Source organism: Paenibacillus sp. FSL H8-0048, assembly GCF_038002825.1.
Classification (GTDB): Bacteria; Bacillota; Bacilli; order Paenibacillales; family Paenibacillaceae; genus Paenibacillus_AQ.
Map to the genome: position 1 here is coordinate 1721578 of NZ_JBBODF010000001.1, position 13064 is coordinate 1734641.

At 55.3% G+C, this 13064-nt stretch carries 9 protein-coding genes; all 9 read right to left on the reverse strand.

The annotated features are described in order from the left end of the window. Positions 1-29: 29 nt before the first annotated feature. Positions 30-1664, reverse strand: coding sequence for a response regulator (locus NSU18_RS07620; protein ID WP_341148699.1), 1635 nt, complete (start codon positions 1662-1664; stop codon positions 30-32). Then, positions 1642-3399, reverse strand: a complete 1758-nt coding sequence (locus NSU18_RS07625; protein WP_341020740.1) for a sensor histidine kinase — start codon at positions 3397-3399, stop codon at positions 1642-1644. The genes NSU18_RS07620 and NSU18_RS07625 overlap by 23 nt, the downstream gene beginning before the upstream one ends. A gap of 33 nt (positions 3400-3432) precedes the next feature. Then, positions 3433-5106 carry an extracellular solute-binding protein gene (locus NSU18_RS07630; RefSeq protein WP_341148700.1) on the reverse strand — a complete coding sequence of 558 codons (1674 nt, stop codon included), beginning with the start codon at positions 5104-5106 and terminating at the stop codon, positions 3433-3435. A 136-nt stretch (positions 5107-5242) separates the two neighbouring features. Then, entirely contained in the window at positions 5243-6502 is a 1260-nt protein-coding gene (locus NSU18_RS07635) for an endo-1,4-beta-xylanase (protein ID WP_341148701.1), read from the reverse strand. A 19-nt stretch (positions 6503-6521) separates the two neighbouring features. After that, entirely contained in the window at positions 6522-7472 is a 951-nt protein-coding gene (locus NSU18_RS07640; RefSeq protein ID WP_341020734.1) for a carbohydrate ABC transporter permease, read from the reverse strand. A 16-nt stretch (positions 7473-7488) separates the two neighbouring features. Beyond that, the gene (locus NSU18_RS07645) at positions 7489-8394 is read right to left on the reverse strand and encodes a carbohydrate ABC transporter permease (RefSeq protein ID WP_341020733.1); all 906 of its coding nucleotides are present in this window, start codon (positions 8392-8394) and stop codon (positions 7489-7491) included. Next, a complete protein-coding gene (locus NSU18_RS07650) occupies positions 8391-10955 on the reverse strand; it encodes a DUF5696 domain-containing protein (protein ID WP_341020731.1) in 2565 nt (854 codons plus the stop codon). The genes NSU18_RS07645 and NSU18_RS07650 overlap by 4 nt, the downstream gene beginning before the upstream one ends. Before the next feature lie 14 nt (positions 10956-10969). Next, the gene (locus tag NSU18_RS07655) at positions 10970-11596 is read right to left on the reverse strand and encodes a YIP1 family protein (protein WP_341020729.1); all 627 of its coding nucleotides are present in this window, start codon (positions 11594-11596) and stop codon (positions 10970-10972) included. Further along, on the reverse strand, positions 11593-13053 hold the full coding sequence (locus tag NSU18_RS07660) for a hypothetical protein (RefSeq protein WP_341020727.1): 1461 nt from the start codon (positions 13051-13053) through the stop codon (positions 11593-11595). Before NSU18_RS07660 ends, NSU18_RS07655 begins: the two co-directional genes overlap by 4 nt. Positions 13054-13064: the final 11 nt, after the last annotated feature.

The following is a 13064-nucleotide window of genomic DNA, read 5'->3' on the forward strand; positions in this document are numbered from 1 at the left end:
TTACAGATTATAGTTTATTTACTTATAAATTATAGATTTACATGCATAGACTCCCTGTATTCCTGGGGCGTCATTCCCGTCATTTTTTTGAAGAACCGGGTGAAGGAATGATGGGCCTCATAGCCGACATACAGCGCTACATCGCGGATTTTGAGCGCTTCATTTCCCAGCAGCTCCTTCGCCTTGACCGCCCGGCATTGATCGATGTACTCTGACAGGTTAATGCCCTGCTCCTGCTTGAAGAAGCGGGACAGGTACGACGGATTGAAATAATGCAGCTCAGCCAGCCGCACCAGAGACAGATCCTCGCCCAAGTGGCTGTGGATATAATCGCAGATCCGTTCAATGACCTCCGAGGAGCGCTCCTTCTCGGCTGTGCTTCTCCGCTCGAAGAGATCTGAGGCCAGCCTCTCCAGATAATAGATGCCCTCCCCCAGGGATGAATGCTCGTCCAGCCGCATCAGTTTGCCGTATTCATTGACAAGGCTGTAGAGCTCCGAACGGTTCATATGGGACAGCAGCACAAGCGCAACCGTGTAATAGAGCTCGGCTGCCTCTTCCGCAGAGATGCCCGAATGAATGCCTTCCCGGATCTCCTCCAGCGTCTCCGCGAACCGCTCCCGCCGTCCGGCATCCAGATGAGCCGCAAGATTCTCCACCCGCTGGTGGAGCCGGACCCCCGTCTCACGGATGACGTCAGGCCCCGGCGGACCGCTGCGGTCAATCTGCACCATGGAGATGCCGTCCCCGATCTTCATCTGCTGCAGCCGGTGAAGCCGCTCGTAATGGCGGCCGGTCTCTGTCCAGGCACAGGCTGAGCCGCTGACTGTAAAAGCAACCGGCAGGCCCAGCGTCTGCCGGCAGGAATCCTGAATCATCTCCAGCGTTCCCTCCAGATACCGCGTGAAATTCCCGCCGAAGGCAGCCCCGGCATTATCCAGAGGCTGCAGCAGCCACAAGAGATCTCCGTGCCGGTCAAGCACCCAGGCATGCCGGGTCATCTCCGCCAGATGCGAATTCCAGATCAGCCGGGAAGAGGTCAGAAGCTCGCGACGGTCCATATAAGAGATGCCCTCCGGGTATGTAGGCCGTCCAAGAACGAGCATCACCGGAGATTCAGCCTTAAGGGTGATACCCAGCTTGCTGAAATCTGCACGTAACGTGTCCGCATCTGCACACAAGGACTGGCTGTCCTGAAGCAGATGGCGGAGATAATCCCCCTGTGCTGCCGTCTCCATGGAATCGCGCTGCTCCCTGGACTGCTCCAGCAGCTCGCTCAGCATATTGCCCTGCTCAATCTCCTGCAGCACCTCCTGCACCGTCTCAATAATCTTGTCGAAGCCTTCCGTCTTCAGCAGATAACGGGCACCGGGAAGCTGCAGCGCACTATAGGCGTAATCGAATTCGCTGTAGCCGGTCAGAAAAACAATCCGCGACCGCGGCCAAAACTCCCGGATCTGCTCAGACATCTCCAGCCCGCTCATGCCGGGCATGCGGATATCCGTCAGCACAATATCGATCCGGGTGCGCGAGAGCCACTCCAGGGCTGCTTTGGCCGAATAGACCTTGTAGACATCAAGCTTGTCCGGTAGCAGTTGGTTGAACGCCTCGTATAAGCCGTCCGTTATAATCTCTTCATCATCAACGATCAATAGTCTGTACAAGACCTTCACCTCCTGTGAGCCTGATCCGGATTGCAACCCGGAGGCCGCTTAGTGTGCTTCTGTCCAGGAACAGGCCGCTGCCTTCCCCGTAGATTAACTGGATGCGCCGGTGAATATTGCTCATGCCGGTGACTTCATGCGTACCGCTGTTCTGATTCAGCCGCCTTCTCAAGGTCTCGATCCGTTCATCGGTCAGTCCGCTTCCGTTATCTTCAACAATAATGCGGATCTCCCGTTCCTCCTGTTCAAAAGAAACCCGCAGCTCCCCATCCTCCGCCTGCTTCTCCAGACAATGCTCATAGGCATTCTCGATAATCGGCTGGAGAATCAGGCGCGGAACCCGCAGCTCCTCCATGGCTTCCGGCAGCTCATCGAACTGAACCTGAATGCGCCTGGAGAAGCGCATCTTCTGAATCTCCGTGTACATCCGGGAATGGCGCGTCTCCTCCGCAAGCCGGACATTATCCTCTCCGTTACGGGTGATGAACCGGAAATATTCGCCCAGCATGCCCGCGAACTCCTCAATCCGGGAGCTGTCCCCCTGCTTCGCCAGGGCGCTGAGAATGAAGAAGCTGTTATACAGGAAATGCGGGTTGATCTGCGACTGGAGCTGCTTCAGCTCCGCCCGCTGCATCATAAGCTTCTGGGTGTAATCCTGGTCAATCAGCATTCGCAGCCTGCTGAGCATCTGGTTGAACCGGAGATACAGATAGCCGAATTCATCCTTGCGGCCATGGTCAATCTGAATATCCAGCGAGCCGCTCTCCATTCGCTTGAAGCTGCGGATCAGCACAAGCAGCGGCTTCTGGACGAACTTATAGGTCGCGTAAGAATAGATCAGCACCGCCAGGAAGGACACCGCCGCGAACAGCCACGCCCAGACCACGAACTTGGTCAGCGGGCGCTTGACCGCCTTCTCCGGCAAATAGGTGGCAACAGCCATCCCCAGCCTGTCGGAGGTGAAGCTGTCAATATGATACCGGATTCCGTCCAGCTCCCAGTTGTACAGGTTCCCTTCATCAACTGCCTGGTGATAGCTCTTAATCAGCTCCGGGGAGCTGTTCTCTGTACCGAGTGCGTAATCCGTCAGGCGCGAGACCAGCAGCGAGCCGCTCTCTTCGTACGCGTTAATCGCCCGGAGCGAATCCCTCAGCTTCTCGTTGTCCAGCTCGATCTGAACAATGAACAGCGGCGGCTCGCCCATCCTTCCGCTCGACTGGGTAACGCTGAGCTCCAGGAAGTTGTTCCAGTTGATCAGCCGCCCTTCTTTTCTCAGATCAACCGACCGGAAGAAATTGAACTTGCTGCTGTCAAACTGATCAATGCCGTTCATCGCAGACAGCGTCTTGTTAATGGTACGGATATGTACGAACACATCACCGATGTAGGCGCTGCTGTTCTTCAGGGAAGTTAGCCGCTGCGTAATGTAGTTCAGACTCTCCCGCTTTTGAACATCATCCATATAGTTCCAGGTAACGGCAATCTTGTTCAGCTCGGTATCCTGGGCAAGATCATACTGCTGGATCTCCATCCACTCCACCTCGCGGTTCAGGTCCTCCAGATAATATTTTAATTGCGACAGGGTCGCTCTGGACAGGTCCTGACTTGCATTCTTGTAGCTCCAGTTGTAGAGGTAGAGTCCAAGCAGCAGAATCGGCAGAATAATAGCAAGATAAGTGACAACCATCCGGATAAAAATAGTGTGGCGCATCGACACCGCAGGAAACTTAAGCATGTGCACCGCCTCCACTCGTCTGCTCATGTCCGATCATTTGCCGCTTCCGCCCTTCTCTGCATACCAGTCGTTGACCTCAGCCGTAATCTGCTCGCCGCCCAGCTTGCTCCACTGTGCCACGAAATTATCGAACTCGCTGAGCGGTCTGCCCTGAATGATATCAAGAAAGGCATCAATCTGAAGATTATTTAGAATATTCTGCTTCTCGATCATCGTCTCTGTAGGTGCACCGACGAAGCTCTCATAGAGCAGCTGGTGATTACGCTCATACCCGTCCAGGATGGAAAAAGCGCCCGAAGGCCCATATGTCCGCTCCCAGCCCCAGCCTGTCTCGCTGTCCGCACCTCCGGCCTCGTAAGCGGCAATCCGCTTCTGGATCGTCTTCGCTTCATCCTGAAGTACGGAGGCATCGCCGGTGCGCCGGAAGGTCTCCAGCTCCCGGAAGGCCTCCAGATTCTTCTGCACCGGAAACGGTGTCACCGGCGAGAGCTTCCACACCGCCTGCGGAGCATTATAGTACCGCTCCACCTCGCTCGTAGCCCCCCAGTTCTTCTCCAGATGCAGGTTAATCAGCTTGATCAGCGCCTCAGGATGCTCTACGCCCCGCTTGACCGCCAGGAACTGGTTGGTGCTGAACGGAAGCGGCACCTTCGGCGGTGCCCCGGACTCCGAGACCAGCGGGAAGGCCTGCCATTCGGCCTGCGGATTATGCTCACGGCTGAGCTGCACGAGGAAGGAGCCCCACTGCTCCCCGTACATCATTCCGACCTGTTCTTGCTCAATCCAGTCGCTGGCCTTGACCCCATCCTTGAAGGCGAATTCCCTGTCAATCTGTCCCGTCCGGTACAAATCCTGAAGTACCTGCAGGGCATGCTTGACCTCCGGCTGGATACCTCCATAGACCAGCTTACCGGTCTTGTCCTTAATCCAGATGCCGGGATAAGCACCATAACCGGCCATGAACCCGGTAAGTCCCATAACCGGGTCCCACAGGTACTTCGTTGCCGCAAGACCGTAGGTATCATGCTTGCCGTTACCGTCAGGATCTTGCTCCGTAAACGCTTTCGAAATAGCCAGCACCTCTGCCATCGTCTGCGGCGGCTTAAGGCCGAGCCGCTCCAGCCAGTCCGTCCGAATCCACAGGAACATCGCGCCCTCAATCGACGAATTGGTCTCCGGGATCGCCATGAGCTTGCCGTCAAGCGTAGCCGTCTCGAACGGACCCGCCCCTTCCTCGCTCAGCACCTTGCGGGTTAACGGGGTTGCATACTCGTCATAGACTCCGCTCAGGTCCTGGATCAGCCCTGCATTGCTCAGCACCCTGAGCTGCGAAGCATTCACCCGCACAATATCGGGGATATCCCCAGAGGCCAGGGATACCCCCAGCTTGCGGGAGTAGATGGAGCTCCACTCCGTCCAGTCATAGGTAATCTTAATGCCGAGTACCTCTTCATACAGCTCGGTCCAGCGGTTATGCTCCAGCGTCTCCCCCGGCAATTCCTTCAGTATTTCTTCCAGCGCATCGTTGTTCTCACGTACGAACGACAGCTGAATCGGCGGATCATATTTGCTAAGACCCGGCTCCTCATACAGCGGAGCGCTCCCCGGCTGTCCCTCAGGGACCGGAGAACGCTCCGCAAGGCTATCGCCCCTCTCACAAGCGGTCATCAGCCCTACGACCATGCATGCAGCGACAGTCCAGGCCATTGTGTTCTTGATTGTTATGGGCACCAGTTGCAACCTCACTTTGCAAGATTATTACTACCAGAATATTATATTATCCCGGCAAAAATAAAGGAATTGTAAGGTGCAATTCTTGTTTGGCTTACCCGTTCTTTACCATTTAAAAATCGGTGACCGCCTGGAAGGCCGGTTTGGGCTGATGCTGCCGGTCGAACAGCATCGGCGCCTCGGTACGATTGACCGGGAAGCTGCTCAGCCAGGTATGATCATCCGCAATCCCCCAGAACATGACCCCGCTTAACAGCTCCTTCCGGTCTCTTAGTGCAGCGAATATCTCGCCGTACCGCGCGGCCTGCTTCTGAAGGATATCCTCGGGGATTACAGGGCCGACATCGCTGAGATCATTATAGACATACAGGCTCATATCCAGCTCGGTGATCTGATTATCCAGGCCCAGAGCATGGAACTTCTCCATGGACTGGGTTATGCTCTCCACCGAAGGATATTCCAGATTAATATGGGTCTGGTGGCCAACCCCGTCAATCGGCACTCCCTTCGCCAGCATGTCCTTCACCAGCTCGTAGAGACGGTCCCGCTTCTCCGGACTCTCTGTGCCGTAATCATTAATGTACAGCTTAAGCTCCGGTCCTCCAGCCTTGCGGGCCGACCGGAAGGCAGTCTCGATGAATCCCGTGCCGGTAATCTTGTACCAGTCGCTGGCCCGCATACCGTCAGGGTCGTTCGGCTCAATCACCTCATTCACTACATCCCAGGAGGAGATGTCGTCCTTGTAACGGCTGACAACAGCGGTGATGTAACTATCGAGCCGCTTCAGCAGCAGCTTCTTGTTCGCTTCGCGCCTTGCTGCATCGGTCTCATCCGCCATCGCCTTACCGGCTTCATCCCGGAAGAACCACTCCGGTGTCTGGCTGTGCCACACCAGAGTATGGAAGCGCAGCCCCATGCCGTTCGCCTTGGCGAAGGCAACGATCCGGTCGGCCCGTTCCCAGGTGAAGGTACCCTCAGCCGGTGCAATCGCATCCGGCTTCATGGCATTCTCAGCCACGAGCCAGTTCACATGCCGCTTCAGCAGCTCTGCCGTGGCTCCTTCTGTCTGGTCCGGCTCCACCGCAGCGCCTATGGGGAAGTAATCCGCATAGGCTGCCGCCAGCGGCGCGGCCTCCTGCTGCACCGGAGCTTCCGCCGCAGCTTCAGGCGAAGCTGCGGCAGAAGGTGCCGGAGTCCCGGCGGGTGAAGCGGCCGGGGATGAAGCTGCGCTCTCCTGCGGCCCGGGCGAAGGGGCGGCCGGAGCCGCATCCCCGCCAGAAGCGGAGCAGCCGGATAACCCTAGAAGCGCGGCTGCGAAGACTATACTCCGGACCAGTCTGGCCGGAGTGCTTGTTCTGTTATTTTGGCGCACAGTTATCCTCCTTCTACGGTTACCCGACAATCCCGGTACGTTCAATACTCTCCACGAAATACCGCTGCACGAACAGATAGATAATAATCAGCGGCAGAATCGCCAGCAGTATCCCTGTATCCTGGACCATGCTGAGGTAGAACGGATCGGCCTTGGAATTGGCGCCGTCCTCCAGCAGAATCTGCAGATTATACGGCAGCGAGCCGAGCTGGGTTGCCATCACCTTACTGGATGTCAGATAGGTCGTGGTGAAGAAGCTGTCGTTCCATTGCCACACAAACGAGAAGAGCAACACCGTAACAATAGAAGGAATCGCGTTAGGCAGCATGATCCGGTAGAAGGTCTTGCCGACCCCGGCCCCGTCGATGTAAGCCGCTTCCTCCACCTCTTTGGGAATCCCCCGGAAGAACTGCCGGAAGATGAAAATGTACAGCCCCGCCTTCAGCGAGTTAGCCGTAGCAGAGGTTAGAATAAACGGCCAGTAGGTGTTGAGCAGATTCACCGATTTACCGCCGGTTAAGAGCGGAATCAGCCCCATCAGGCTGAAATCCTTCAAATTCAGGTAGACCGGAATCAGAATGGTGATCGGCGGAACCAGAATGGTCAATATGACTCCGGCGAACAGCAGCTGGCTTCCCTTGAATTTCAGCCGGGCGAAGCCATAACCTGCAAGCGCGCAGGAAATGGCGGTCAAGATCGTAGTCAGCGCCGAGAGGCTGAAGGTATTCAGCAGGGCCTGCCAGTAGTCCATAATTCCAATCGCTTTGACGAAATTGTCGAGCGTGTAATTCTCGGGAAGCCAGACGACAATCGGCGAATACAGATCGCTCTTGGCCTTGAAGGCCGTGGATATCTTCTGGAGCACCGGATAGAGGATTACGAACGACAGGCCTGCAATGAGCGTCAGCCGCACGAAGGACCATATCCATTTCTTCCAGCGTTCGGGCGACAGTAAGCGGGTCGCATGCATTTGTCCCATCCTCCCTTTAATCATAGTAGAAGACCTTCTTCGAGATCAGATAGCTGCTGACAGCCAGAATTAAGGCCACTGCGGCGAAATACAGCCAGGCCATCGCAGAGCTTAGACCGAAGTTGAACTGGGTGAAGCCGGTCTCCCGGATCAGATCCGTCATGGCGTTATTCGAGAAGGAATCGATAATCGTATAGATGGAATTCACCAGAATAAGCGGGCTGACCATCGGAAAAGTAATTTTCCAGAAGGCCTCATAGCCGGTTGCCCCTTCCATCTTGGACGCCTCATACAGCTGCGGCGAGATGGTCTGGATGCCGGCCAGGAAAATCAGAATCTGTACACCGGACTGGCTCACAATGCTATAGATGCGGCTCACGGCACTGGTCAGATAGTTCACTACCCATTCGCTTAAGCCCGCGTCCAGCATCAGCCCCTCCAGCTCGAAGGTGCCCAGTCCCTGAATCGCTCCCGCACCGGCATTCTGATCATTGACCGCCTGAATCAGGCTGGTGCTCTCCAGGCTCAGAATAACCCCGGAGGCCAGAATGACCGGAAGGAAGAAGATCGAACGGGCCAGCGACCGGCCGATGAATTTCTGATTCAGCAGCACTGCCAGAAACAGGCTGAAGATAACGATCAGCGGCACATTGATGACCATATTCATAATGGCATCGGCCAGCGAGCGGTTGAATTCGGTATTCACCGTCAGCGCTTCGACATAATTCTGGAAGCCGCTGAAATGAACAATCAGTCCGTCGGAGTTGGCCTGCACTGAGCTTAAGCTGTAGCGCAGCGAAGACAACAACGGAATCAGGAAGAAGAAGATGAACCCCAGCAGCCAGGGCAGCACATAGAAGAAGCCCATGATTGCCTTCTGCTCATTGTAGGATCTGCGGTCCAGTCTAAGTATGGATTTCAAGATTGCTCACCACCCGTAATATAGCTTTCGGCCTCAACCGTCCGGCCCTCTGCAAGGACTGCGGTCTTATTGTAGTTGACGATGACAGACATCCCGTTACCGTAAGTGCTTTTATAGACACCGTCTGCCAGCTTCTCATGACCGGTCAGCCGCTGATTCTGAACGTTCTTCATCACTCCGTTCACTTCGGTATACATATCAGCCGCCTGGTTAATCCACTGCTCATAATGGACCGCATACAGGTTATCGAAGTCGGTATCCTTCACCTTGTAATTAGGCGCATGCATCCACTCATAATAGAGGCCGGAGCCATACTCCAGGCTCTTCAGGATATATTGCCTTGGATTCGTGAACGTGGACAGGTTAAACGGCTTGCCGGTGTAATTCACATATCCCCGCACCACCATCGGATAGAACGGAATCTCCTCATCCTCCAGCTTGAACCGACTGCTGGACACCGGAGCATCCGTAATGTCAGAGAGATACGGAAGGGCGTAGGCATTCCCGCCGTCCGCGAGAATGCGCATGGACGCTCCGGTGATCTTCTCCAGCGACTGGACCGATATCTGCTCGGACGCTGACCGGTCAATTTCTTGATTTTTACGGAAATCGCTGTTCAATTGATCGGCCATATCCCTCAGGGAGATGCCGCCGGTCTGAAACGGCGCAATCTCCTTCAGCGTGGCATCAACATATCCGCCGATCCTGCTTGGCGAAATAATATAGGCAGGGGTGAAGGAACGGTCCCGCCGGTTCAAGGCCATATTATACGGATAGACGGCGGCCGGAATCTCACTGAGCATCCGGGAAGCCTTCTGGTTAATCCGGAAGCCTGAGGTCTGGTTCGCCCGCAGCAGTGCGACGTCAGGGAAGAGCTGAATGCCTTGCTCCTTGGCGTAGGCAGTCAGCCGCTCCAGCCCTTTGCTGCCTCCGATTGCCTTATCCACAGACAGCTGGTCCGGCACCTTATGATCCAGGCCCCGGTTGAACCAGCCCGCATACTTCAGCTTGATGTTATCAATCCCGCGCTGCTTCATCTGCTCCAGAATCTTTTGCGCTTCCTCGAAGGTGGTCAGCGCCTCCAGCGATTGATAAGGAATGCCAAGGACATGCTTGGTCTTCGTGATTCCGCCCACCAGCTCCAAATAGAACGGCGTATTGACAGAGGCTTCTGCGGAAGCTGCCGGCTGCGCCTCAGGCAGTCCGCCATGCTCCGCCAGATAGCTCTGGTAATAACGCGCCATGCCCGGATAGGAAGCCTCCGCTCCGCTCAGGAACGCATAACGGACGACGTAATCTGTCTTGGGCGGTTCCTGCTGGAATTTCGGCAGGGTGCGGTTCTGATCGCTTGATGTCAGGGTAAGATCTCCCTTGGCAATCAGGGTGAAGCTCGGATATACATAGTTGTATCCGTTCAATCTGCCGCTGGTATCCGCGTTGATGGTGGCAAGAGAAGCACCTTGTTCAATAATGCCCAGCATGGCGCCTTCCTCCCGGATCAGGCCGAACACCGGCAGCTTGATCTCCTGCTGCTGTGCATAGGCATCCGTAGTCTCCATCGTCCCGTCCACACCATACACGGCTTGCTTATAAGCGGGATAACGGGTCTTGCCGTTATTGAAATGAATCAGCGCTCCTGAGCCGTCCGGCACCAGGATGGACCCGGAATCCTTACTCCCTCCGGCACCCAGGAAGCTCAGCAGGGAGATGTCATTCACCGGATAATCCGCAGGATAACGGATATCCGCTACCGGGACCTTGACGACCAGCTGGTCCCCGTCCAGGGCATATTCAATGGCAAGCTGGAAAATACGCGGTGCAGGCTTGGTCTGGCTGAGGTTGTTCTCGGCGATATCCTGCTGCAGATCCTCCTCGGTATATCCCGCCTTCTCGAAGCCCTTCAGCGTCCGCTCCAGCTGAAGCCCCTTCAGCGCTTCATCATTTCGCGTATAGACTCCGTTCTCCTCATCGAAGGTATAGGCAATTTTCATCGTCCGCTGCCCGGTCTTATCCATCTTGCTCATGATCTTCTCCTCGAACCGCTCCTTGCCCATCTTCATCGGCAGGTCCTCTGCTGTTGCAGCGGTCGTTCCGAACTGGTAGAAGACCTTGACCCCCCCGGGCGTCTGTTCCATCTTCATTTGCTTATGGGCCACGCTGTCCGTATATGAATTGACAGAGCTGACCTGACCCAGGTTGTTATAGAAATCCAGCTTGAGCTGCGCGGACAGCAGGTCTTTATTATCCCCGCTGGCCTTGGCATCCGCTTCACGGTCCAGCGGATTGCTGTACCAGACCGTCCCGTCCGTCAGATTCTTGACGGCGATCCCCCCGGTAGCCTCGTCCATGAACAGCCGGAGCTGTGCGTTCTCAAGCACGCCTGTCATCCCGCTCACCCCATTATCGGTGAAGGCAGATTTCAGCGCGCTCCCTTCCGTAAAGGACACTTCAAGATTCGGTTCATGCCCGCTGGCCTGGCTGCCTGAACTTGACGCCGAACAGCCGGCCAGCACACTCATACTGAAGAGAATCGAGAGCAGCATGATTAACGGCTTCCTCATTCCCGGTCCTCCTCCTATCTCCTCAAGACAATTTCTTGGTATATGGTCGAGACGAATGCAATCATCTGCTGAACCAGACTGAAGAACAGCAGGGTCAGGAAAGCCATGAAGGCCATAGCGAGCAGCGTCAGCAGAATCGTCCCGACCGTTTTGGACGGGGAGAACTGATGAACGGTCATAATGCCCACATACAGCAGCAGTCCCGACCAGAGAATGGCAAAGTTTTTGAAAAAGTAATAAAAGGAGCTCTCCTGGGCCGAGATGAAATTGCTGATCCAGATCCAGGGGAAATTAATCAGCACGATCGGAAGCAGTGCGAAGCAGGTGGTAATAAAAATCTCCACGAACTTCCCCTCCCCGTCCATCAGCGTGGTCAGCGACCAATTCGCCACACACCAGAATAGAACAGGAACCAGCACGTAGACCGCTTCCAGCAGGCTGTTCAGATACCGCGGATTATTCATGTTCACCAGGAACCCGCTGTATTGTTCGCCCAGCACATTCGTCAGAATCAGCATAAACAGAATGCCGAAGGAGAGGATCAGACTGGTTTTTTGACTGCGTTCATATTTGAGGTCCCAGTATCCGTTGAACGGATGAACCATCACATACAGCGGATGTTGCAGCGCTTCTCTGTTCAATGGAGCTCCACCTTCTTTCTGGCCTTCATTTTCCGGAACATTCTCAGGCCCAGCCATAGGGCTAACAGTGCGATCAGACCCGTCATAATGGTGGAGAAATGTCCGCGAAGCACTTCCTTACGGTAGAGCAGGAACGCTTTGGAATAGTTGGTCCGGTCCATGCTGCGCTCGAAATATTCCGCCGACTCCTTGTACTCGCCTTGCCGCAGATATGCCTTGCCTATGCCCGCATAAGCGTACTCCATATTCGCATTCAGGTTGACGACCTTGCTGAACTCCCGGGAAGCCATCTCCTCATCACCGTTATAGTAGCTGCGTACGGCACTGTTCAGCGTTCTTCCATACTCTGTGGTCTGGAATACCGTGATTTCACCCAGCGCCTGGTCCAGCACCAGAATATCGTCACCGCTATGCTCAAGGGCAACCGGAGTGTTGAATTCGCCCAGCCGGTTACCGATTCCGCCGAAAATGTACAGCAGATAGCCGTCCCCGTTGTACGTGAACACCCGGCCCCGGCTGGCATCCAGCACCGCGTATATTTCACTGTCGCTCACATCAATATCCACGAGCCGCGGGGCACCGCCTGACCGTGTTGAATACATAAGATCGCCGCTGGGCTTGTAATAGCCCTCTCTCCGCAGAATATCCGCACCCTGCGCGTTCAGCTTCTTGATCGGGTCCCCGTAATCGTCACCGTTGGTAGCATACAGAAAGCCTTCGTCATTAATGTCCAGATTCGTGAACTCGGTTGGCGTATACATGACCATCTGCTCGCGCTGCGCCTTGGTAGAGATCGATTTCCAGAAATACTCCACCGCATCGACATGCACCCGGTTCGCGCCGATGAACGATTTGAACACACCATCTGCCCCGAATTCCATGAATCCGTCGAAGACGCCGGCCGACATCACATAGATGCGGTCCGCTTTGTCTACAGCAACACGGACAGGCTGAAATTCAAAGCTCGCCTGCAATAGCTCGGACTTCGGTGCTTCAATGATCCCCACCGCCTTGAAGCTGCTGTCGAGATGGACGATACGCTTATTGCCCGTATCCGCCACATACACTTCCTTCTGCTGCGTCACATAGATGCCCTGCGGATTGTTGAACTTCTCCGCCTTCCCTTTGAACTCGAACGCATCTACCGTCTTGACGGATTTGTAGTCCTGATCCAGGATGACAAACCGGTTATTTCCGCTATCCAGAACATAGATCTGCTGATCCTCCGTAACCTGAATATCCTGCGGATTATTAAATGGGCCCGCACCGGAGCTGGCACCCGTGATGAGCGTAGTTGCCTCGTAGGCGGACGGAGCCGCCACCGCATTCCCCCAGTATGAATAATTGTAGGAAGGGGCTGCGCTCTCTGCCAGGGCCAGCTCTCCGCCAAGCCCCAGACTGGCCAGGCAGCACAAGGCCAGCAGACCGGTTCTCAGTTTCTTTATCCTTGCGACCATGGTCACCGTTC